Source organism: Peptoniphilus sp. Marseille-Q6390 (assembly GCF_965119475.1).
The window spans coordinates 151,975-173,419 of the sequence record NZ_CBCPLS010000002.1; the positions used below are offsets into that span (position 1 = coordinate 151,975).

Below are 21,445 nucleotides of genomic sequence, written 5' to 3' on the forward strand. Positions count from 1 at the left end.
GATGAATTTATTAAAGAAAAGGGCTAGCATTTTTGCAATGATAGTAATCATGATTAGCCTCACTTTCATGCCTGCTTTTGCAGCAGAAACAAATTATAGTAACTGGGTTGAAGTAGCTGATGCTATGTCAGAACATTTACAAAAAGCTGTGGAAGTTTACAAGCCTGGAGATAAGGATGCTAAAAAAGCAGCCACAGATGCAATTAATGTTGCTTACTTTAAATTCTATGAAAAAATTGGATTTGAAAAAACAACTATGTCTGCAATCTCAGGCCAAAGGGGTTCAATGGTTGAACATCAATTTTACAGAGCAAAAAATTCTATCAAAGAAGATGCAGACCCAAAAGAAGTTAAAGATGAAATTGATGCACTTATAACTTATCTTCATGAAGATGCCCATACTCTTGATGGAACCTCTGGAGATTCTAAGTCCAGTGGTCAAAGTCAAGAAGATGCAAACAGCCTTTCAACAGGTCAATTGTTGGGAGAGCTACTAAAAAGATTTGGCACATTTTTTGCAGTTCTTGGACTTACACTTCGTGAAGGACTTGAAGCCATTTTAGTTGTAGCTGCCATTGCTGCATATTTATCAAAGACTAATAATAGAATTTATTTAAAGGGTGTATATATTGGAGCCTTGCTAGGTATTGTTTTTTCAGTAGTCCTAGCTGGAGTATTTAATATCATCGCCAATACAGTGGGAGAAGTTGAGTCTGGAATGGGACAAGAAATATTCGAAGGGATTGCGATGTTTCTTGCTGTTATCGTACTATTCTATGTATCCAATTGGATGCTTTCTAAATCTGAAGTTGAAGTTTGGAATAGGTACATTAAAAACAAAGTTGAGCAATCTGTTTCCAAGGGTAATTATTTTGCCTTATCTTTCACTTCATTCTTAGCAGTAGCAAGAGAGGGTGCAGAACTTATTTTGTTTTTCCAAGGTATGAGAACAGGTATTTCTGAAAATCCAATGCATATGTGGATTGGACTTTTAGTTGCCGCCATAATACTTGCAATTGTATATTATTTGATTGCTAAAGTTTCTGTAAGGCTACCATTAAAACCATTCTTTACATTTACTTCTTGGCTAATGTTTATACTTTGCTTGTCTTTCTTAGGAAAGGGCATAGGAGAATTACAAGAAGCAGATGTAATAGGCAGAACTGTAGTTCCTTGGATGAATGGATGGTCTGCTGAAGTTATAGGTATATACGATAGGTATGAAAATCTTATTCCACAAATTATTCTATTAGTAGTAACCATTGTTTCTGTTATCTATCAAAATAATAGAAACAAAAAAATTAGAGCTGAGCTTGAAGCCAGCCAAGAAAAAAAATAGGAGGGTATTATGTTAAAAAAGAAGAGTTTATTTCTTGTTGTTATGACGCTTGTGTGTGCATTAATGTTTACAGCTTGTGGTAAAAAAGAAGATACAAAAGCTAATAATACAGCTAAAACTTCTACAGAAGAAAAAACACCAGCTGAAGGAAACAAGAAAGAAGCAGGAGATGCAAAAGCTGCAGCTCCAGGAGAAGATGCAGGATTTGAAGAATTTCCAATTGGCGATGACCAAACTAAAGGACCTTTAGTAATCTCTGGTGTATATTTCCAACCAGTTGATATGGAACCAGCAGGAAACTCAATTCCTAAAGAAGAAGCTGACTGCCATATTGAAGCTGACATTACAGCATCACAAGAAGGTTCAACATTAGGTTATGGTGTTGGTGATTTTGTTCCATGGTTAAAAGTAAAAGCTTATTTACAAAAGAAAGGTTCAGATCATGTTCAAGAAGTAGCTTTCATGCCAATGAACGCATCTGATGGTCCACACTATGGTGCAAATGTTAAATTTGACGAAGGTGTTGGCGTTTATGACGTAAAATTTGAAGTATCTGCACCAGGCAATGACTACTTACTACACGTAGATAAAGAAACTGGTGTAACAGGTAGATTCTGGACAGAACCACTTGTTGCAGAATGGACTGACTTCGAATGGAACGGACCACAATGGTAAAATTTTGAAAGTTTTTAATATTTTGAAGGGGAATTCATGTTCCCCTTATATGCATTTATGGGGGTGAAATTATTTTAAAAATTTTTATTAAAGTTATGGAGGCGGGAATAGCCTTTTCTCTAATGATTTCTTTAATACTTGCCTATTATACAACTAAAGAGAGCAAATATAAAAAGTATGTTATTATAATTTCTTTAGTTTTAGGGGTAATTGCAGCAATTGTTTCAATAATTATAAGAAATATACCTAATTTTATTAATAGAACAGAATTGAATTTCTGGTCTATGGTACCCATAGTTATCTCGGTATTTTTAATATTAATTTTTATGATATTTGAAGATAAGATAAATGCTAAAATTTATGATAATTTCATTTCAGCATCGGTTGTTGTTTATCTTGTAGGAATTTGTTTTTATTATTTACCGTATGTATTTAACCAATCAAACAAATTTGTATATTATGGCGAAAGTGCTGTTTCAACTATTGTACTTTTTAGGATTTTAGGCTTTGTTTTTGGGATAATCATGATGATTTTATCAGGGCTTGGCATATATAAGTCTTCAGTTAAACTTGAAGGTAAAAACTTAAAGATTATTGTTTTTTTGAGCTTGATATGTTCGGGTATCAGCCAATTTAATATCATAATTCAAAGGTTTTATTCTAAAGGGATTATTCCTAGAAATGTTAACTTTTTTAGAGTTATTGCATTTATAGCTAATCACGAAAATGTGTTTTTATTTGCAACAATGTTAATTATGATTGCTATTCCAGTAATTTTATATAAGCAAAATATTAAAGTTAATGAAGAATATAGCAATAGAGCTCAGTTAAGAAAAATAAAGTATAGAATGAAGAATAAAAGACGTTGGGCAATTTTTTTCCTTGTCGTTTTATTTATTAATACTTTTTCATTAACGGCTGGAAAGGCATATGCTAATAAGGAACAGGCTCTTTCACCACCAGAAGATTATCAAACTGAAAATGGAATGATTGTTATTCCTTTAAGCAGCTTAGAGGATATGCATTTGCACAGATATTTGTATAAGGCAAAGGATGGTGCACAAATGAGATTTTTTTGTATTAAAAAATCAGAAGGTTCTTATGGAGTTGTACTTGATGCTTGCGAGATATGTGGTCCATCTGGATATTTTGAAAGAGGCGATGATGTTATTTGTAAGTTGTGCGACGTTGTAATGAATAGGGGTACAATAGGTTTTAAGGGTGGATGTAACCCGATACCTTTCCCATACATTGTCCATGATGAAAAGATAAAGATTGCGCCAAAAGATCTTGACGCATTGTCTTATGTATTTAAGTAGGAGGGCTTATGTTTTGGAGAATAGTTAAAGGAGCACTTTTTAGACAAAAAGGAAAGATGGCTCTTATAGCATTTACAGTTGCCCTTGGAGCTTCTCTTGCCACTTCAATGTTAAATACCATGCTCGGTGTTGGAGATAAAGTTAATCAAGAATTAAAGACCTATGGAGCAAATATTAATGTATTGCCTAAGGAAGCTTCCCTTCTTGATGATTTGTATGGCATGCAAGAAAAAGAGGGGCAGGTTCAAAAATATTTAAAGGAATCAGAACTTCCTAACATTAAAACTATTTTTTGGGCTTACAATATTGTAGACTATACGCCATATCTTAACACTTGGGTTTCTTGTAATAATGATTCTAAACATACTAAGATGGTAGGAACATGGTTTAATAATCATATGGATTTGCCTACTGGAGAATCAATTGATACTGGTATGATTAGACTTAAAAACTGGTGGGAAGTTCAAGGCGAGTGGTTATCAGAAAATGATAGCGATTCAGTTATGCTTGGAAAGATTTTTGCAGACAGAAATGGATTTAAAGTTGGTGATGAAATCCAACTAAAAAGCAATAATTTAGACAAAAAATTAAAAGTTAAGGGTATTTTCTCATCAGGTTCTGATGAAGATGCATTTATATATGCTACTTTAAAAACAGCACAAGAATTTGCTGGAGTTACTGGAGTTGTAAATAAAGTTGAAGTATCAGCTCTTACTACACCAGACAATGACTTAGCAAGAAAGGCTGCCAAAAACCCACTATCTTTAACTATTAAGGAACGGGAAGTATGGTATTGTACAGCTTATGTTTCTGCTATTTGTTATCAAATAACAGAAGTAATGACTGATTCTGTAGCTAAGCCAATTCGCCAAGTTGCAGAAAGTGAAGGAGATATTTTAAATAAGACTACTCTTCTTATGGTTTTAATTACAGTATTAACTTTGATTGGTTCAGGCTTTGGTATTTCTAATCTTATTACAGCATCTGTAATGGAAAGATCTAATGAAATTGGACTTCAAAAAGCTATAGGGGCGTCAAATGGAAGAATAATTGGTGTAATTCTTGTGGAAATAATTTTGACAGCGATATTTGGAACAGTTATAGGTTACGGTGTTGGTCTGCTACTTACTCAGATTATTGGTCTAACAGTTTTTGGCTCAGCAATAGCTCCAACAGCTATGGTAGTTCCTATTGTAGCAATACTTATTATTCTTGTTACAATATTGGGTTCAATACCAGCTATAAGATACCTTTTGAATTTAAATCCAACGGAGGTACTACATGGCAGATAAACAAAGTAAAAATAAATTTTACTTAAAAATGATAATGACTTCCTTGGCAAGGAGACGTGCAAGAATGTTAACAGCACTACTTGCTATAGCTATGGGAGCAACAATTATTTCAGGACTTGTTACTATTTACTATGATATTCCTAGACAAATGGGTAAGGAGTTTAGGTCTTATGGTGCAAATATGTTGGTAATTCCCACTAACCCTGATAAAAAAATTACCAATGAACAGTTAGATGAAATTAAATCGTTAATTCCATCGGGAAAGCTTGTCGGTCAGGCACCCTATATTTATACAAATGCAAAAATTAATGAACAACCTTATATGCTTGCAGGTACAGATTTAAAGGGAGCGAAAAAAAATTCTCCATACTGGCTTATTGATGGTTCATGGCCTGAAAAACCAAGAGAAGTTTTAATAGGTAATGAAGTTTCAAAGGCTTTGGGATTAAAAGAGGGAGATAAAATTATTATAAATACTCCCAAAGTTAATGGAGAAGGTTCTATAGATACTAATTTTGTTGTTTCAGGAGTTGTAACAACAGGTGGTAAAGAAGAAGAACTTATTTTTATGGATATTGATGATATTTCACAGCTTGTTAAAGACAAAAATTATGATGTCGTAGAATATTCAGTAGAAGCTGAACAAAATGAACTTTCAAAAATAGTATCAAATATTTCACAAAAGGATGGATCTCTAACTCCACAAATGGTAAAAAGAGTTACCGCCTCACAAGATATAGTTTTGAATAAATTACAAGCTCTTGTCTTCATTGTAACGATAATAGTATTATTTATAATGATGATATGTGTATCCACAACAATGATGGCTGTTGTAACTGAAAGGCGTAAAGAAATAGGTCTTAAGAAAGCTTTGGGCGCCACAAATTCGTCAGTAATTGTTGACTTTTTAGGTGAAGGAGCATTTTTGGGGGTTTTTGGTGGACTTTTAGGTGTTGCATTAGGATATATATTTGCCAATAGAGTAAGTATTTCGGTATTTGCTAGAAAGGTAAGTTTCTTGCCTCTTTTAGTACCTATGACAATTATTGTCTGTATAGTAATAACTATAGTTGCATCTTTAATACCAGTATCTAAAACTGTTGATATTGATCCAGCTTTAGTGCTTCGTGGAGAATAGAAAGGAATTTTATGGATATATTAAAACTCGTAGATGTTTCAAAAATTTATGGTGAACTTAAAGCCCTTGACAAAATCAATTTAAGTGTAGAAAAGGGCGAATGGATTTCTATAATGGGTCCATCAGGTTCTGGTAAAACAACAATGATGAATATTATTGGTGCCATGGATAAACCTTCACTTGGCGAAGTTATTTTGGATGGTGAAGATATAGCAAAAAAATCATCTAAGGAACTAACAGTTATTAGAAGGGATAAGATAGGACTTATTTTCCAACAGTTTCATTTAGTTAATTATTTAAGTGCTTTGGAAAATGTAATGATGTCACAATATTATCATTCTATGCCAGATGCACAAGAAGCAATGGAAGCTTTGGCTGCAGTAGGTCTTGCTGATAGAGCCAAGCACTTACCCAACCAATTATCAGGTGGGGAACAACAAAGAGTATGTATAGCTAGAGCTCTTATCAATCATCCTGCTATACTTTTAGCTGATGAACCTACGGGAAATTTGGATGAAAAGAATGAATATATAGTTCTTGACATATTTGAAAAACTTCACAATGCAGGTTCAACAATTATTGTTGTAACTCACGACCCTGAAGTCGGTGAAGAATCTGAAAGAATGATAACTCTTGAACATGGTAAGATTACAAAAGAAGAAAAAATGAAAAGAAAAAGACCTGTTCTTGATTCTACAATAAAAGACGAAAAACTTAAGGAGTTTATATGAGAAAAATTTTAAATGCATTAATAATTTTATCTTTGGGTCTTGTCCTAGTTGCTTGTGGAGGAGATAAAAAAGAAGAAGCTCCAAGCGTAAGCTATAAGGACGGCACATATCATGGAGAATCTGCCAAAGATGAAAGAGGCGGACTTGTAAAAGTGGATATAAGTGTTAAAGACAATAAGATTGAATCTTGCACAATGCAAAACATTGATGGAGATGGAAAAGAAAAGGATGAATCTTATGGTCAAAGCCAAAATGAAGGACTATATAAGATTGCCCAACAAGCTATAAATCTTGCAAAGTCATACCCAGATAGATTAGTGGAAAAAGGAAGTCCTGAAGGAGTGGACGTTATTTCGGGAGCAACACAAACCTACAAGCAATTTATAGAAGCTTGCAACAATGCTCTTGCTGATGCAAAATAATGAAAGATTTATACACAGTTAATTTAGCAAAAAAGAATATAGAAAATAAAAAGACAAGGTCAATTACCTTGATTTTACTTGTAGGAATTTTAACTTTTATATTATTCATGTCATCATTTATAATTTTTTCTCTTAAAAACGGCATGAATTCTCTATCAGATAGAATGGGAGCAGACATTATAGTAGTCCCAGAAGGTTATGATTCCAAAATTACAGGTGCAATATTAAGGGGAGAACCTAATACATTCTTTTTTGACAAGGATATATTAAATAGAGTAAAAAAAATACCAGGAGTTGAAAAAGCCTGTGGTCAAGTTTATCTAGCTACACTTTCTGCTGGATGCTGTTCTTTTCCCATTCAAGTTATAGGAATTGACTTTTCTGATGACTTTAGCGTTAAACCTTGGCTTGAAAAACAGATTAAAACTCCAATTAAAGCTGGGCAAGTTGTTGTAGGTGCTAACATTGTGGGGACTATTAATCATAAGGTTAAATTTTTTAATCAAGAATTTGAGATAAGAGGTAGGCTTGCAAAAACTGGCATGGGTTTTGATAATTCAGTTTTTATGACAATAGAAGAAACTCATAGATTAGCCAAGGAATATGAAAAGATAATTAATCATCCGGTGGCAAGAAAAGATGATATATCTTCTATTTTAGTAAAAGTTGAAAAAAACAAAGATCCAAAAACAATTCAAAAACTTATTAAAGAAGAATTTAAAAAAGAAAAAGTGTATCCTTTATTGCCAAGAAAAATAATGACACAAGTTTCAGATTCAGCAAAAAACATGCTTGTGTATGTGTATATATTGATAGCTTTGATTTGGATACTAGCTTTCTTTATTTTAAGTCTTGTAAATACCTTATCAGTTAAGGAAAGGAAAAGAGAATTTGCAACCATAAGGATATTAGGAGCAACAAAGAAAAAACTCAGTGAAGTAGTTCTTATTGAATCTATGCTAATTAATGGTACAGGTGCAGTCATAGGTTCTGTGCTTTCCTTTGTTTTAAGTATAACTTTCAATAATGTATTTTCATCACTTTTGAATATGCCTTTTTTAAGACCGAATATATTCCTTATGATTTTAATGTTAATAATAGTAATTATTTTGGGAACCTTGTTAGGACCAATATCTTCAATTATTGCTATTAATAAAATAAATAAAGTAGAATTATTATTGATGCAAAGAGATAATGATTAAAATAGGCTCTATGTCAAATATTGGGGAGACTCGTTAATTCGAGTCTCTCTTTTCATTTAAAAATCAATACTTAGACGCTAATTAAACTATCAATTCTAAAACAACAAAAAACTACTAAAAATAAACATAGCAAATAAAACCACTAGGGGTTTTACGGAATTTTTCTGTTTTCCTATCACTACTTACAAGCAAACATAATTCTTTTTCTAAACAAATTGAAATTTTTCATACCAAAACAATTTCTCTTTAAAGTCTTTATCTTAGTATGAGTAACTTCAAGTAAACCATTAGACTAAGGATAATCAAAAGAGTTACATATTTCATCAAACCATTTATTAAAAGCAGTGGTACAAGATTTAAATTCTTTTAAATTAGATTCCTCAGCTCTTTTTATCCATTCCTTTAAAGATTTAGTGGCTCTAACTCTATTGGGTTGAGTAAGAACATATTGGTACCCACAGGGCATACAGTAAAATAATTCTTTTAACCTGTATACCAATTTTAAATCTTCATTTAAACAAGCATTAGAGAAACATCTTTAGCTTCTTCAGAGCTTAGTTTAGAAGCAGGTTTTGTAAGTAGACTCCTACTTCTCTTAAAATACTTTATAAGCTTAGAAGAAATATCTTTTTGAATTCTCTTTCTAACATTCTCTAAAGCCCATGAAACTTGTCTAATGAAATGATACCTATCAACTATATGAATAGAATTCTTAAAGAATCTATTCTTGACAGACTTAAAGGTATTGGACATATCACTTACAAAAAACTTAACACATTGTCTCTCCTTGTTAGGTACTTTTTTAAAGTATTTAAATAAAAAATTCTTATCTCTAGTAGGCAAAATATCAATGATAGAGTCCTTGGAACCATCTAGAGATTTTACTTCCCAACAGATATTATAGAGCCTTTTTATTTAAAACTAATACTTATGAGAATAAGATTAAAAAATTTGCTAGCTTGTGACTTATTATTAAGGAGTAGTCTCGAGGATAAGGATTGGAGTTTTGCAAATAAAAAATAAAAATAATCTCCCAATACTTTAGTAAAAAATATTTTCAAAAATCTAAAGAAAATTATTTGATGTAAAATATTTTCAATTAGTTAATAATAATTAAAAAAATAAAATAATAAATTCATTTTTTTATAAAAGTTTTAACAATAGTATTATTAGAAAAAACTTATGAAAAAAATTTTTGTATATGAAATTACAAATCATTATATGGAATGTGAAAAGAATGTGAAATTTTTAAAGCAAGCGTAAATCCCTTGAATTAGAAATTGAAAGTAATATAATGAAAGTTACGCAAGGAATAAAAGAAGAGTGGTGATATTTTTGAAAGAAAGCATAGATAGTATTTTGGCAATAGATAGAAAGACTAGAGAACTTGTCGAAAATACTGATAAAGAAATTGAACAAATAAAAAAAGATTTGAGAGAAAAGTTAACAGATCTTGAAAATGAATCAATAGAAAAGTCAAAGCTACTTGGTAAAGAGAAAAGCGATGAAATCTTATCAGACTTTGAAAAGAAGGCTGATGACTTAAGAAAAGAAAATCAAAAGAACCTAGAAGAAATTGAAGCTTATTATGAAAAAACTTCTGAGGACTTAATTAAAGTTGTATTCGACAAATTGATTGGAAGGGACTCTAATGTTTGAAGGTCTAAAGGCTTTAAATGCTAAGATTTTAAAAATGCATTCGGACTTTTTAGTCTACGATGACTTTGTGAATATGGCAGAGGGAGACAGCGTTAGGTTTTGTCTTAACTATTTAAAGGAAAAGAAGTTTCCAACCATTGATTCCTTTTCAGATATATATGAGATTGAAGAATTTTTAGAAGATTACAGAAGAAGACAAATTAAAAAACTTCAGGCCTTCTTGCCAGGCAAGTATTCAGACTTTATTAAGGCCTACATGGAAAGAGAAAAGATAGAAAAAATTGTAAAAATTCTTAGGGCTCTTAGGATGAATAAGGAGCCAAGAGTTGACAAGCTAATTATTGGGGCTAAGTCAATTCCCTTTAAAGAAGAAAGTTTTGAATCCTTCATAGATAATTTAAGGGACACTCCATATTACGAATATATGAAAAACTATAAGTCATCTACTGATGAGGAGGCTCTCTTCTCTATTGAGATGAATCTTGACAAGTTTTATTATAGGAACTTAACTGAATCTGTGAAGTCCCTATCTAAGAAGGACCATGCTGAGTTCAAAAATATTTTTGGGGTTAAGATAGACTTATTAAATATCATTTGGATTTATAGGGCAAAAAAATATTATGACATTTCTCCTGAAGAAATTTTTAATTTTACAATCTTTGGTGGAAATTATAATTCTGAAAAGCTCCTCCACCTATCCTACTTAGAGGAAGAAGAATTTGAAGAGGAAATTAAAAATTCAAAATATTCTATTCTCTTTGCAGATGGAAGAGTTATAAGAACTGGAAGAACTTCCAAAAAGCTCCTCTACTCTATAGCAAATAGAAACTTTAGGAAGACTGATGGTATAGGAAAATTCATGAGTTTTCTAATTCTTTTAGATTCAGAAATTGCAAATATAGAAAGAATCTTAGAGGCTACTAGGTTTGGCCTAAGTAAAGAAGAAAAATTGAGATACATGATCGTTGATAGAAAGGAAAGTGAAGAAGTTGGCCGTTGAAAGAATGAAGGTCGCTAATATAATGGGCGAGATTCAAGATATGGATTCCATCATTTTGGATATTTTAAATTTAAAATGTATGCAATTTATGTCTGCTGAGACAAACATTGCAGAAAACAAGTTTGTTTTCAGCCTAGATGATGAAAAGAATCTAGATAAGAACCTAGAAAGGAATCTTGAACTTAATTATATTGAACCTATTGAAGAAGATGAGTCTCACAAGGTCAGTGCAAAAAAGGCTGAAGAAATTATGAAGTTCTTGGGCATTGACAAGATTGAGGACAAGTACTTCGAAAGGATAGATATAAATGAAGATGTAGATTCCTTTGTCAAAAATATTAGCGAAAAGATGAATGAATATGAAAACACAAAGGAAAGTCTAAAGATTTTAGATACCCTAAAGGAAAATTATGAACTTTTCAAAAACGTTGATATAGACCTTAAGGATATTGCTGATCTAAAATACTTTAACACTAGGTTTGGTTTCTTGGACAAGGATGCAAGGCTTAGGTTAAAGAAAAATTATGGAAATATCCTTGCCATGATTTATCACACAGGCACAGTGGACAATAGGGAACTCTTCCTCGTTATCTATCCAAAGGAAACAGAAAAGGATATTGATAGGGTTTTAAATAGTCTAAACTTTACAGAAGTTGACCTTCTTGGCGAAAACGTCGAAGGTACGGCAGGTTTAATTTTTAAGAATCTTGAAGAAGAGGAAGAAAATATAAAGAGAAAGATTTTTGAAATCGAAGAGTATAAGAAAAATCTTTTAGAATCAATGAATGAAGAGCTAAGGACAAGCCTTGCCCACATGCTTTCCTATGAAGAAATTGAAAAGGCAAAGAAATATATGCTTAGGTCAAATAAGTATTTTTATCTTTCTGGTTGGATTGGTCTTAGCGATACAAAAAAACTAGAAGAAAAGCTCTCCAAGTACAAGGATATTGATATTGAATATTTTGAACCTAAGAAGGGAAGTAAGAAGACACCTACAAAGCTTAAAAATGCAAATTTTTTCAAGCCCTTTGAGCTATTAATTAACATGTATGGAACTCCTAGTTACGGTGAGTTTGACCCAACAGTGATTTTTGGAATTACCTACATGATTCTTTTTGGTGCAATGTTTGGCGACTTAGGTCAAGGGGCAGTATTTGCAGTTGCTGGGCTAATCTTAGCTAAGAAGAACAAGGACTTTGGAGGCCTCCTCTTGAGAATGGGAGCATCCTCAATGTTCTTTGGTTTAATGTACGGGTCAGTCTTTGGGATAGAAGAAATTATTCCTGCCCTTTGGTTTAGGCCCTTTGAAGACATCAATGGCACACTTGTAACAGCCATTTACTTCGGCATTATTTTACTTGCCATAGCCTATGGCATTGGTATTTACAATAGATTAAAGAGTGGTAGGCCTGATGAAGCCTTCTTCGCAAAGGAAGGATTCTTGGGAGTTCTAATTTTTATAGCCATGATTAACATAGGTATTTCCGTAATGGGAGGTTCATCTCCTCTTCCTAAGAATATTTCTATGGGAATTTTATTTGGATCTCTTGTGATCATGCTATTAAAGAGGCCTATTCTTAAGATTTTATTTAAGAAGGAGCCAGAAGAATCTGCCGCAGATTATTATATTGAGTCCTCTTTTGGACTCTTGGAAGCCCTTCTTTCAACTATGTCTTCAATTATTTCTTTTATAAGGGTTGGGGCTTTTGCAATTAACCACGTTGGTTTATTCTTGGCCTTTAAAACTCTTGGAGAAATGCTTGGATCAAGGGGAGGAAATATTGCAGTCTTAATTTTTGGCAATATCTTAATTCTTGCCCTAGAAGGTCTTATTGTATTTATTCAATCTCTTAGACTTGAGTATTATGAAATGTTTAGTAAGTATTATAGTGGGGACGGCGTATTATTTAAAGCCGACAAAATTTATTAATAAGGAGTTTAATTATGGAAAAAATTATTATTTTAGGAGTTTTAACTGTATTTTCAATGGTAGTTTCAGGTTTTTATTTTATATATAAGGGAACAGACAAGAACAGAAAGTTTGCTCGTGCCTTTATGAAATTAAACCTCTTTGTATTCGCACCAGTTTTCGTATTTGGTCTTATATCTCTAGTTCCACAAATGGCATCAGCTGCAGCTGCTCCAACAGGTGGTAACGGACTTGGATTCTTAGCAGCAGGTCTTTCAACTGGTCTTGCTTCACTAGGTGCTGGTGTTGCCGTTTCTAATGTAGGTTCTGCAGCAATTGGAGCTGTATCAGAAGACCCTAACATTCTTGGTAAATCAATGATTTATCTAGGACTTGCAGAAGGTATCGCTATTTATGGTCTTATCATTTCAATTATGATTCTTGGAAGACTATAATGAGATCAATTCTTTTAACATCAAACGACGATATTATTAACGGCCTTCGCCTAGCTGGCGTAAGGTCTGTTAAATGTAATAACAGATCTGAACTTTTAAAAAATTTTAAATCTTACACAAAAGAAGAGGGTATTGGAATAATTATCCTAACTTATTCTTCCTTTAAGGAAATAAAAGAGGAAGTCCTAGACTTTAAATTATCTGGAGCCCTTCCTCTAGTGGTAACTATCCCAGATCTTGACGGCAAGATGGAAGATGACTTTATTTTAAAATATGTCAGAGAATCTGTTGGTGTGAAAGCTGTAGGTGATTAAATGATTTTACTTGAAAACAAAATTGCCATATTCAACAAAATTGTTTTTCTAAAGCAAAAAGAAGAGTGTGAAAAGAGAATTAAGGAAGAAAAAGAAAAGGCAGCTAAGATTCTTGAAGACAAGATGAAATCTCTTGAAGAAGATGAAAAGGCCTATGTTGATAGAAGAGTTAACCTTGCTAAGAGAAGGGGCTATGAACTTATTGCCTCTGTCGAAGAGCAAAAAAGGGTTCTCTTCCTTGAAGAAGATGAAAAACTTCTAAATGAACTTCTAGAAACTCTTTCAGAAAGACTCTTAGAATTTACAAAGACAGATGAATATGTAGAAAAAGAAGCTGAATGCTTTAGAAATATTTTAGATGAAATAGACGAAAAGGCCATCTACCTTTATGTTAAGGACGATGAGAAAAAAGAATTAGTAGACAAGTTTAAAGAAATTGCAAAGGAAAAGGGAATTGAACTTAAGTTAGACCAGCTATTTGAATACCACTTAGGTGGCTTCATTGTGTCTGATATCAATCGAACTTACAACATCAACCTTTCTCTAAAGAATAAACTTGATGACATGAAATATGAAATTGGATCAACACTACATGAAAAATTAAAGGAAAGGGGTGAAGTCATTGGAAAGAGCAACAATTAAATCAGTTGACGGACCTGTTGTAATTGGTAAGAACATGGCTGACTACAAGATTAGAGAAATGGTCCTAGTTGGCGAAAAGAAATTAATTGGCGAAGTTATTTCTATTGATGGAGACCTTGGAACAGTTCAAGTTTATGAAGAAACTGAAGGTTTAAAACGTGATGAAGATATTATTTCCACTGGAGCACCACTTTCTGTTAAGCTTGGACCTGGTATGATAAGAGGTATCTTTGACGGTATTGAGAGACCTCTTGAAGTTATAAAAGAAAAACACGGTTCCTTTATGCCAGAAGGTATTGGACTTATTTCCCTTGATGAAGAAAAACTTTGGGATGTAAGCTTTAAGGTTAAACTTCACGACAAGGTCCATGGAGGACAAATCTTTGCAGAAGTTCCTGAAACCGACATCATAACTCACAAGGTCATGATTCCACCAGAAGTATCTGGTGAAGTTGTAGAGATCCTTGAAGATGGCAAATACAATATTGAAACAGTTCTTTTAAAAGTTAAGGACGAATTTGGAAAGATTAATGAAGTAAAAATGTATCAAAACTGGCCAGTAAGAATCCCAAGACCAGTTAAGGAAAGACTACCAATTGACAAGCTACTTGTAACAGGTCAAAGGGTCTTCGACGTATTCTTCCCAATTGCCAAGGGAGGAACTACTGCTGTTCCAGGAGGATTTGGTACTGGTAAGACAATGACCCAACACCAAATTGCAAAGTATTGTGATGCCGATATCATTATCTACATCGGTTGTGGTGAACGTGGTAATGAAATGACAGAAGTTTTGGAAGACTTTCCAAAGCTAATTGACCCTAACACTGGCAAGGCTCTTATGGACAGGACAATCCTTATAGCCAACACATCAAACATGCCAGTAGCTGCCCGTGAAGCATCAATTTATACTGGTGTAACAATGGCAGAATACTTTAGAGACATGGGCTATCACGTTGCCCTCATGGGTGACTCCACTTCTCGTTGGGCAGAAGCTCTTCGTGAAATCTCTGGTCGTCTTGAAGAAATGCCAGCTGAAGAAGGTTACCCTGCTTATCTTCCATCAAGAATTGCAGGCTTTTATGAGAGAGCTGGCTACGTAAATACCCTATCAGGAACTGAAGGGTCAGTAACACTTATTGGTGCAGTTTCACCAGCAGGTGGTGACTTCTCTGAACCAGTTACAGAAAACACAAAGAGGTTCGTAAATGTATTCTTGGCACTTGACAAGGAACTAGCCTACTCAAGACACTATCCAGCTATTAACTGGATGAACTCTTACTCAGGTTACATTCCACTTCTTAAAAATTACTACGACATGAGACTTGATGGTGACCTACCAGATTTAAGAATCAAATATCTTGACCTCCTTCACAAGGAAGCCAAGTTAAATGAAATTGTAATGCTTGTTGGTGAAGATGTTCTTCCTGACGAAGAAAGACTTGTCCTAGAAATTTGTCGTGTTGTTAAGGTTGGATTCCTACAACAAAATGCCTTTAACCCTATTGACACCTTTGTGCCACTTGAAAAGCAATTTGAAATGTTAAAGACTATAGACAACTTATATGAAAAGGGAAAGGAAGCCCTAAAGCTAAGGATTCCTATTTCTGTAATCAAGAATGACAAACTTTATGGAAAAGTAATTAACATGAAGTACGATATAGAAAACGAAAACTTAAAGAAATTTGTAAGCTTGAACAATGAAATTAACGACTTCTATGGAGAGCTTGCCTCAACTTATGGTGATGTAGAATGAAAAAAGAATATTTAACACTTGATAGAATTGAAGGATCCCTACTAGAACTTTCAAATCTTCACAGAGTTAGCTACGGTGAAGTTGTAAAAATTATTTCAAAAGATGGCAAGAGATTTGAAATTGGTCAAGTTATAAAAATAGATGAAGACAGGGCAGTTGTCCAAGTATTTGGCAACAACCTTGGCGTATCAACAAAAAATACAAAGGTTGAATTTTCTGCCCATCCTTTTGAAATACCTCTTTCATCAGATATCTTGGGAAGGGTATTTAATGGTACAGCAGTCCCTATTGACAAGGGCGGTGCCATTTATTCAAAGGATGTTTATAACATAAATGGTAGACCAATTAACCCATCAGCAAGAGAGTACCCAAGAAACTTTATCCAAACAGGTATCTCTTCTATTGATGGACTTATGACTCTAATTAGGGGACAAAAACTTCCAATCTTTTCTGGATCAGGACTTCCTCACAACGAAGTTGCTGCTCAAATTGTAAGACAAGCTAAGATTGCAGATGAGGGTGGAAAGGATAACTTTGCCATTGTCTTTGCAGCAATTGGTGTAAAGCATGACGAAGCTGACTTCTTTAGAGAAAGTTTTAAAAACTCTGGAGTAATCGACAAGGTTGTAATGTACATCAACTATGCCGACGACCCAATTATGGAAAGACTTATTGCACCTAAGTGTGCCCTTACTGCTGCAGAATACCTTGCCTTTGAAAAGAATATGCAAGTTCTTGTAATAATGACAGACATAACTTCCTATGCAGAAGCCCTAAGAGAAGTTTCATCTTCAAGAGAAGAAGTTCCATCAAGAAAGGGCTATCCAGGTCACCTTTATTCTGATTTGGCAGCTCTTTATGAAAGAGCAGGTATGATTAAGGACAGCGAAGGATCTGTGACTCTTATCCCAATCCTAACAATGCCTAACGATGATATCACCCACCCAATCCCTGACCTTACAGGTTACATCACCGAAGGTCAAATTGTAGTAAGTCGTGACCTCTTCTCCAAGGGAGTTTATCCACCAATTGATGTTCTTCCATCCCTATCAAGACTTATGAAGGACGGCATTGGTGAAGGTTACACAAGGGAGGACCATCCAGACCTATCTTCACAACTTTTTGCATCCTATTCAAAGGTGCAAGAGACTAGAGCCCTTGCTCAAATTATTGGTGAAGATGATATATCTGAGGACGAAAAATTAATTTTAAAATTTGGCGACGAGTTTGAAAAGAGATTTTTAAGTCAAGATCAAAATGAAAACAGAGATATTAAAGAAACCCTAGATTTAGGTTGGGAACTACTAAAGATTCTTCCAGCTCAAATGATTGATAGAATTGATCCTAAGTTAAAAGAAAAATATCTAGGTGATAATAATGGCGATTAAGGTAACTCCTACTAAGGCAAATTTAATTGCATCAAAGAATGCCCTTGTTCTTGCTGAGAAGGGTTACGACCTTCTTGACAAGAAGAGAACAGTCCTTATTAAGGAAATGATGGACTTAAATAAAAATGCCAAGGTCTTGCAAGACGAGATAGAAGAAAAGTTTGAAAAGTCTTACTCTGAACTTGTAATGGCAACTATATCCATGGGGGCATTGTCCCTTAAGGACATGGGAGAGTCAGCTCCCCTTGAAAATGACTATGAAATTATTTCTCGTTCAGTCATGGGGCTTGAGCTTCCAAAAATAAAATATGAAAAGCCCAGCGCTAGGGCAGACTATTCCCTCCACCAATCTAACGCAGCCTTTGACAGGGCAAAGATTAATATTGCAGAAATTCTTCCTGTTATCTATGAGCTTGCAGAGATAGAAACTTCTGTCTTTAGGCTTGCCAATGAAATTAAAAAGACTGCTAAGAGGGCCAACGCCCTTGACAAGATTCAAATTCCTAAGTACAAGCATATCATTAGGGAGATTGAAGACATCTTGGCAGAAAAGGAAAGGGAAGACTTCTTTAGACTTAAGAAGGTAAAGAATAAAAAGAATAAGAAAAATAAAGAGAATAAAGAGAACAAATAAAAAGACCCAAGTTGAAAATAAATTCAGCTTGGGTTTTTTGTATGACTTGAAAAAAGTGGATGCCTCAAGGGCATCCTAATTTTTTGAAAATTTTTATAAATCTCTCACTCTTAACTCATTGGAAAGAAAATATTAATTATCTGTGGCAAGAAAACCATCATCACAGTAGCAGTTGGTTGTGTAGCCGCATAGAAAGATGAAACCTTGTCGTCCCCATTAGTAACTTGGAGTAGGGCTCCAAGAGATGGGGCAGAGGTCATTGATCCTGTAGTAGCACCAAGAGCTGCAAAGAGTGGAAGCTTGAAGACCTTGTAGGAAATAAAAAGTGAAATTAAAGCAGGCACAAGTGTTAGGATAACTCCTGCAAAAAATAATTTTATTCCATACTGACTTACAACTTCTACAAAACCTGTTCCAGCACTTACTCCTGATTCCAACAAGAAGAAGGCAAGACCTAGGTCACGAACAAGGGCAAGTCTGTCGTTAGAAACAACTAAGTTAATCCTGCCAAGTCTTCTATAATGACCAAGGACGAGTCCTGCGATAAGAGAGCCACCGCCAGCACCAAGTGAAAGGCTAACATTTCCTATGGGAATTTTTATAGAACCAAGTAGAATTCCTAGTGTGGAAGCTAAGGCTATTGCAAAAAGTCCATTCTTTTCAAAATCAATTAAGTTTCCAAAATCTTTTTTTACAGTATTTGCATTATCTTTTGGAAGAATTAATTTTTTATTTTCTTCTTCCACGTCAACCTTTAATATTCGTGGTATAAGTTGAACAATAAGTACAACTCCAACAACACCAAAGGCATAGGCAATCCCGTAGCCAACGCCAGGCAAGTTTGATGTAGTAAGACTCTTTACAGTTCCAAGCATTGATGTTGAAGTCATAGCTCCAGTTGCAAGTCCCATGGATAGGGCGAGATCAATGTCAAAGAACTTAGACACTAGGACAATTAAAACTCCTCCAATAGAAACAGTTATAAATGAAATTGTCAAAAAGGAAAGACCATTTTTCTTTATGTTAGCCATAAAGCTTGGACCAGCCATGAGGCCAATAGGTGCAAGGAAAAGTACAAGGCCTAGGCTTGCTAAAAACTTTGGGACTTCAAATCCAAAGTGACCAAAGAAGAGTGCCACAATTAAAATTGCTGATGCACCAAACTTTAATCCGAAAAAGTTAATATGACCAAGGGCATATCCCAAGACCATGATCAAAAATATAATTAATAATTCCTTCATATAATACCTCCTTATATTCTTCCCTTGATAAGGCTCTGAAAATTCAATGTAAAGTAAGCTAATAGAGATAAAATCTGTTTTAAGAAAATTAAAAAAATATTATCATAAACTATCTAAGGAAGAAGATAAAAAAAGTAATACCCAAGATAAAAATTTTTATTTATTAATTTAATAAAAAGTCTTGCAAAAATAAAAGGGCTTGTATATAATAACTAGTGTATTAAGGAGTTGATACAACAATACAAAAAAACAAATCTCTTGTATTGGTAAAAAACTAATTAAGACAAAAGACAAAAGACAAAAGACAAGAGTTTAAGATTAAAATATTAATAAAATTTTACTTAATATAAAATGGATAGGTCGATTAAAAATTATTAATAAGCCAATCCCAGGAGGAGGTAAACATGGAATTTGATAACAACAGACCCATCTACATCCAGCTCCTAGAAGATTTTAAATTAAAAATTTCAAGTGGAGAGTGGAAGAGTGGAGAAAAAATGGAAACTGTTAGAAATCTTGCCCAAAGTTATGGAGTTAATCCCAACACAGTCCAAAGGGCCTTGCAAGAACTTGAGAGAGAGGGTCTTGCCAAGTCAAATAGGACTAGCGGCAGATTTATAACAGATGACGAAGAGCTAATAGAAGAAATTGCAAAGGGTGCCTTTTATAGGTCCTGCGACGACTTAATTGGAGTTGCAGGAGAACTCAAGATGACAAAGGAAAAATCACTGGAACTTTTAGACAAATATTGGAGGGAAGTATGAGCAAGCTAGAGATAAAAAATTTAAATATGGGCTATAAGAACAAGGTCCTTGACGACCTAAACCTAGAACTCGATAAGGGACAAATTGTTGGCCTAGTTGGACCCAATGGTGCAGGTAAGTCAACCCTACTTAGGATCCTTGCAGGATTAGAAAAAACTTACAAAGGAAGTGTGGTAATTGATGGAGAAGAAATTTCTTATAAGACAGCAGAAATTTTATCTTATCAACCAGACAAGTTTGCTCTTAGCGATAAACTTTCTGTAAAGGAAGTTGTTAGAACTTACAAGAAATTCTTCAAGGACTTTGACGAAGAAAAGTTTTATAGGATTTATGAAGAATTTAAACTTCCACAAGGGGCAAAGGTCAAAGAAATGAGTAAGGGCATGAGAGAAAAAATGCAAATCGCATTGAGCCTTTCAAGAAGGGCAGAGATCTTTCTCTTGGACGAACCAATTTCTGGAGTTGACCCTTCAGCTAGAAAGGCAATCATCCAAACTATTTTAAATAATTTTGAAGAAGATTCTCTAATTATTTTATCAACTCACTTGATAAATCAAATCGAGCCACTACTTGACAGGGTCCTCTTCCTTTCAGAAGGTAAGATTAGTCTTAACAAGACAGTAGATGAAATAAGAAGTGAAAAAAATATGAGTATAGAAGACTACTTTACGGAGGTATTTTAATGGGAAAATTACTTGGACATCAAATAAGAAATCACTTTAGAAATAATTGGTTTATTCCAGTCTTGCCAGTAGCCCTAATTATTTTTGGATTATTATTTTCAAATGTTAATCATTCAATTGGAGACAGTGCATTTGCACTAGGCATGATGGCCCTAATGTTTGGCTACATGGCAGCAGCTATAACAGTTATAGTTGGCGACTACAATATGTTCTTTGGCGACAGCGCCCTGTTTTATGAGTCAACACCAATAAGTCCATCAGCAAAAACTTTTTCTAGATTTTTATATTATCTTATAATGTTTATTATCTATTCACTTTATGTAGGATTAATTGTTTTCCTATTTATGGCTGTGCCTACTGTTGATGGTGGAGTAATAGATATAACTTGGGCAGATATAAATGAGCTAATAAATGAAGTTGGAGTAAGAAATATATTAATAGGTGTTGCTTGGGTTCTAATTGCTTTATTTAACAATATAATTAGCATAATCTTTGCAGTTACCCTTGGTGGTGGCAAAAAACTTAGAAGATTTGGACTAGGCGGACCGGTCCTTGTATATATAGGACTAGGAATGATAGAAGGAGCAGTTATCTATGTATTAGATAAATTTGACTTGTTTACAAATATAGAACTCTTCCTAAACAATGGAGATGTGTTCATGAGGGGGATGGGAATAGGAATACTAATCCCAATGATTTTAGAAACAATAGTCTTGTTCGCTGGAGTTTATTATATGCATAAGAAGAGGATTTCAGTAAGTTAAAGAAAATGGTTCGTGGGCTTCCCACGGGCCTTTTTTTATTACGATAAAGTTTTTATTTTTTTAAAAACAGAATCTAAAAATTTATTTTTCATTAAGGCATAATTAACTTCTAATTAGATGA

The 21,445-nt window shown here is 33.8% G+C and carries 22 protein-coding genes and 1 pseudogene; 20 read left to right on the plus strand and 3 right to left on the minus strand.

The window, feature by feature from the left end:
* The first annotated feature begins 1 nt into the window (after position 1).
* From ACWPVO_RS06555 to ACWPVO_RS06590, 8 genes are all read left to right on the plus strand, one after another.
* Positions 2 to 1,339: an FTR1 family iron permease gene (locus tag ACWPVO_RS06555; protein ID WP_060800747.1), complete on the plus strand. Its 1,338-nt coding sequence runs from the start codon at positions 2 to 4 to the stop codon at positions 1,337 to 1,339.
* Positions 1,340 to 1,348: 9 nt separating this feature from the next.
* Positions 1,349 to 2,014 carry an iron transporter gene (locus ACWPVO_RS06560; RefSeq protein ID WP_005953869.1) on the plus strand — a complete coding sequence of 222 codons (666 nt, stop codon included), beginning with the start codon at positions 1,349 to 1,351 and terminating at the stop codon, positions 2,012 to 2,014.
* Positions 2,015 to 2,109: 95 nt separating this feature from the next.
* The gene (locus tag ACWPVO_RS06565) at positions 2,110 to 3,333 is read left to right on the plus strand and encodes a Fe-S-containing protein (RefSeq protein ID WP_412593803.1); all 1,224 of its coding nucleotides are present in this window, start codon (positions 2,110 to 2,112) and stop codon (positions 3,331 to 3,333) included.
* A gap of 8 nt (positions 3,334 to 3,341) precedes the next feature.
* Complete coding sequence (locus ACWPVO_RS06570; RefSeq protein WP_005953865.1) at positions 3,342 to 4,625, plus strand: ABC transporter permease; 1,284 nt, start codon at positions 3,342 to 3,344, stop codon at positions 4,623 to 4,625.
* Complete coding sequence (locus ACWPVO_RS06575; protein ID WP_454207364.1) at positions 4,615 to 5,763, plus strand: ABC transporter permease; 1,149 nt, start codon at positions 4,615 to 4,617, stop codon at positions 5,761 to 5,763. Before ACWPVO_RS06570 ends, ACWPVO_RS06575 begins: the two co-directional genes overlap by 11 nt.
* Before the next feature lie 11 nt (positions 5,764 to 5,774).
* A complete protein-coding gene (locus tag ACWPVO_RS06580; protein ID WP_195444902.1) occupies positions 5,775 to 6,494 on the plus strand; it encodes an ABC transporter ATP-binding protein in 720 nt (239 codons plus the stop codon).
* Positions 6,491 to 6,916 (plus strand): FMN-binding protein, encoded by a 426-nt coding sequence (locus tag ACWPVO_RS06585; RefSeq protein ID WP_195444901.1) that lies wholly within the window; start codon positions 6,491 to 6,493, stop codon positions 6,914 to 6,916. The genes ACWPVO_RS06580 and ACWPVO_RS06585 overlap by 4 nt, the downstream gene beginning before the upstream one ends.
* A complete protein-coding gene (locus ACWPVO_RS06590) occupies positions 6,916 to 8,118 on the plus strand; it encodes an ABC transporter permease (protein WP_195444899.1) in 1,203 nt (400 codons plus the stop codon). The genes ACWPVO_RS06585 and ACWPVO_RS06590 overlap by 1 nt, the downstream gene beginning before the upstream one ends.
* Positions 8,119 to 8,296: 178 nt before the next feature.
* Here ACWPVO_RS06590 and ACWPVO_RS06595 read toward each other — a convergent pair.
* Both ACWPVO_RS06595 and ACWPVO_RS06600 read right to left on the minus strand, forming a co-directional pair.
* A pseudogene (locus ACWPVO_RS06595) lies at positions 8,297 to 8,620 on the minus strand (ISL3 family transposase); the annotation flags it as partial.
* Between the two features lie 11 nt (positions 8,621 to 8,631).
* A complete protein-coding gene (locus ACWPVO_RS06600) occupies positions 8,632 to 9,033 on the minus strand; it encodes a transposase (protein ID WP_454207958.1) in 402 nt (133 codons plus the stop codon).
* Between the two features lie 411 nt (positions 9,034 to 9,444).
* Here ACWPVO_RS06600 and ACWPVO_RS06605 point away from each other — a divergent pair, with 411 nt between their 5' ends.
* Genes ACWPVO_RS06605 through ACWPVO_RS06645 form a run of 9 tightly spaced genes read left to right on the plus strand, consistent with a single transcriptional unit; the run spans position 9,445 to position 17,872 of the window.
* The gene (locus ACWPVO_RS06605) at positions 9,445 to 9,777 is read left to right on the plus strand and encodes a hypothetical protein (RefSeq protein WP_412428456.1); all 333 of its coding nucleotides are present in this window, start codon (positions 9,445 to 9,447) and stop codon (positions 9,775 to 9,777) included.
* Positions 9,770 to 10,777, plus strand: coding sequence for a V-type ATPase subunit (locus ACWPVO_RS06610; protein ID WP_454207367.1), 1,008 nt, complete (start codon positions 9,770 to 9,772; stop codon positions 10,775 to 10,777). Before ACWPVO_RS06605 ends, ACWPVO_RS06610 begins: the two co-directional genes overlap by 8 nt.
* A gap of 4 nt (positions 10,778 to 10,781) precedes the next feature.
* Positions 10,782 to 12,707, plus strand: coding sequence for a V-type ATP synthase subunit I (locus tag ACWPVO_RS06615; protein ID WP_454207369.1), 1,926 nt, complete (start codon positions 10,782 to 10,784; stop codon positions 12,705 to 12,707).
* A 14-nt stretch (positions 12,708 to 12,721) separates the two neighbouring features.
* Entirely contained in the window at positions 12,722 to 13,141 is a 420-nt protein-coding gene (locus tag ACWPVO_RS06620; RefSeq protein WP_005953789.1) for an ATP synthase subunit C, read from the plus strand.
* Positions 13,141 to 13,455 (plus strand): V-type ATP synthase subunit F, encoded by a 315-nt coding sequence (locus ACWPVO_RS06625; RefSeq protein ID WP_005953787.1) that lies wholly within the window; start codon positions 13,141 to 13,143, stop codon positions 13,453 to 13,455. The genes ACWPVO_RS06620 and ACWPVO_RS06625 overlap by 1 nt, the downstream gene beginning before the upstream one ends.
* Positions 13,456 to 14,097, plus strand: a complete 642-nt coding sequence (locus tag ACWPVO_RS06630) for a hypothetical protein (RefSeq protein ID WP_454207372.1) — start codon at positions 13,456 to 13,458, stop codon at positions 14,095 to 14,097.
* Positions 14,078 to 15,850, plus strand: coding sequence for a V-type ATP synthase subunit A (locus ACWPVO_RS06635; protein WP_005953829.1), 1,773 nt, complete (start codon positions 14,078 to 14,080; stop codon positions 15,848 to 15,850). The genes ACWPVO_RS06630 and ACWPVO_RS06635 overlap by 20 nt, the downstream gene beginning before the upstream one ends.
* Positions 15,847 to 17,238, plus strand: a complete 1,392-nt coding sequence (locus tag ACWPVO_RS06640) for a V-type ATP synthase subunit B (protein WP_454207374.1) — start codon at positions 15,847 to 15,849, stop codon at positions 17,236 to 17,238. Before ACWPVO_RS06635 ends, ACWPVO_RS06640 begins: the two co-directional genes overlap by 4 nt.
* Entirely contained in the window at positions 17,228 to 17,872 is a 645-nt protein-coding gene (locus ACWPVO_RS06645; RefSeq protein WP_454207376.1) for a V-type ATP synthase subunit D, read from the plus strand. Before ACWPVO_RS06640 ends, ACWPVO_RS06645 begins: the two co-directional genes overlap by 11 nt.
* A gap of 110 nt (positions 17,873 to 17,982) precedes the next feature.
* Here ACWPVO_RS06645 and ACWPVO_RS06650 read toward each other — a convergent pair whose 3' ends face one another.
* A complete protein-coding gene (locus tag ACWPVO_RS06650) occupies positions 17,983 to 19,113 on the minus strand; it encodes an aspartate-alanine antiporter-like transporter (protein ID WP_454207378.1) in 1,131 nt (376 codons plus the stop codon).
* A 404-nt stretch (positions 19,114 to 19,517) separates the two neighbouring features.
* Here ACWPVO_RS06650 and ACWPVO_RS06655 point away from each other — a divergent pair, with 404 nt between their 5' ends.
* From ACWPVO_RS06655 to ACWPVO_RS06665, 3 genes are read left to right on the plus strand one after another with little or no spacing between them, the layout of a single operon-like run.
* Positions 19,518 to 19,877 carry a GntR family transcriptional regulator gene (locus ACWPVO_RS06655; protein ID WP_005953798.1) on the plus strand — a complete coding sequence of 120 codons (360 nt, stop codon included), beginning with the start codon at positions 19,518 to 19,520 and terminating at the stop codon, positions 19,875 to 19,877.
* A complete protein-coding gene (locus tag ACWPVO_RS06660) occupies positions 19,874 to 20,560 on the plus strand; it encodes an ABC transporter ATP-binding protein (RefSeq protein WP_412593813.1) in 687 nt (228 codons plus the stop codon). The genes ACWPVO_RS06655 and ACWPVO_RS06660 overlap by 4 nt, the downstream gene beginning before the upstream one ends.
* Positions 20,560 to 21,324 (plus strand): hypothetical protein, encoded by a 765-nt coding sequence (locus ACWPVO_RS06665; protein ID WP_454207381.1) that lies wholly within the window; start codon positions 20,560 to 20,562, stop codon positions 21,322 to 21,324. The genes ACWPVO_RS06660 and ACWPVO_RS06665 overlap by 1 nt, the downstream gene beginning before the upstream one ends.
* Positions 21,325 to 21,445 lie beyond the last annotated feature (121 nt).

What these genes read in the sequence shown, in the direction of transcription:
- ACWPVO_RS06555 (WP_060800747.1), top strand. Translation starts at nt 2, where the DNA reads ATGAATTTATTAAAGAAAAGGGCTAGCATTTTTGCAATGATAGTAATC.
- ACWPVO_RS06560 (WP_005953869.1), top strand. Translation starts at nt 1,349, where the DNA reads ATGTTAAAAAAGAAGAGTTTATTTCTTGTTGTTATGACGCTTGTGTGT.
- ACWPVO_RS06565 (WP_412593803.1), top strand. Translation starts at nt 2,110, where the DNA reads ATGGAGGCGGGAATAGCCTTTTCTCTAATGATTTCTTTAATACTTGCC.
- ACWPVO_RS06570 (WP_005953865.1), top strand. Translation starts at nt 3,342, where the DNA reads ATGTTTTGGAGAATAGTTAAAGGAGCACTTTTTAGACAAAAAGGAAAG.
- ACWPVO_RS06575 (WP_454207364.1), top strand. Translation starts at nt 4,615, where the DNA reads ATGGCAGATAAACAAAGTAAAAATAAATTTTACTTAAAAATGATAATG.
- ACWPVO_RS06580 (WP_195444902.1), top strand. Translation starts at nt 5,775, where the DNA reads ATGGATATATTAAAACTCGTAGATGTTTCAAAAATTTATGGTGAACTT.
- ACWPVO_RS06585 (WP_195444901.1), top strand. Translation starts at nt 6,491, where the DNA reads ATGAGAAAAATTTTAAATGCATTAATAATTTTATCTTTGGGTCTTGTC.
- ACWPVO_RS06590 (WP_195444899.1), top strand. Translation starts at nt 6,916, where the DNA reads ATGAAAGATTTATACACAGTTAATTTAGCAAAAAAGAATATAGAAAAT.
- ACWPVO_RS06610 (WP_454207367.1), top strand. Translation starts at nt 9,770, where the DNA reads ATGTTTGAAGGTCTAAAGGCTTTAAATGCTAAGATTTTAAAAATGCAT.
- ACWPVO_RS06615 (WP_454207369.1), top strand. Translation starts at nt 10,782, where the DNA reads ATGAAGGTCGCTAATATAATGGGCGAGATTCAAGATATGGATTCCATC.
- ACWPVO_RS06620 (WP_005953789.1), top strand. Translation starts at nt 12,722, where the DNA reads ATGGAAAAAATTATTATTTTAGGAGTTTTAACTGTATTTTCAATGGTA.
- ACWPVO_RS06625 (WP_005953787.1), top strand. Translation starts at nt 13,141, where the DNA reads ATGAGATCAATTCTTTTAACATCAAACGACGATATTATTAACGGCCTT.
- ACWPVO_RS06630 (WP_454207372.1), top strand. Translation starts at nt 13,456, where the DNA reads ATGATTTTACTTGAAAACAAAATTGCCATATTCAACAAAATTGTTTTT.
- ACWPVO_RS06640 (WP_454207374.1), top strand. Translation starts at nt 15,847, where the DNA reads ATGAAAAAAGAATATTTAACACTTGATAGAATTGAAGGATCCCTACTA.
- ACWPVO_RS06645 (WP_454207376.1), top strand. Translation starts at nt 17,228, where the DNA reads ATGGCGATTAAGGTAACTCCTACTAAGGCAAATTTAATTGCATCAAAG.
- ACWPVO_RS06650 (WP_454207378.1), bottom strand. Translation starts at nt 19,113, where the DNA reads ATGAAGGAATTATTAATTATATTTTTGATCATGGTCTTGGGATATGCC.
- ACWPVO_RS06655 (WP_005953798.1), top strand. Translation starts at nt 19,518, where the DNA reads ATGGAATTTGATAACAACAGACCCATCTACATCCAGCTCCTAGAAGAT.
- ACWPVO_RS06660 (WP_412593813.1), top strand. Translation starts at nt 19,874, where the DNA reads ATGAGCAAGCTAGAGATAAAAAATTTAAATATGGGCTATAAGAACAAG.
- ACWPVO_RS06665 (WP_454207381.1), top strand. Translation starts at nt 20,560, where the DNA reads ATGGGAAAATTACTTGGACATCAAATAAGAAATCACTTTAGAAATAAT.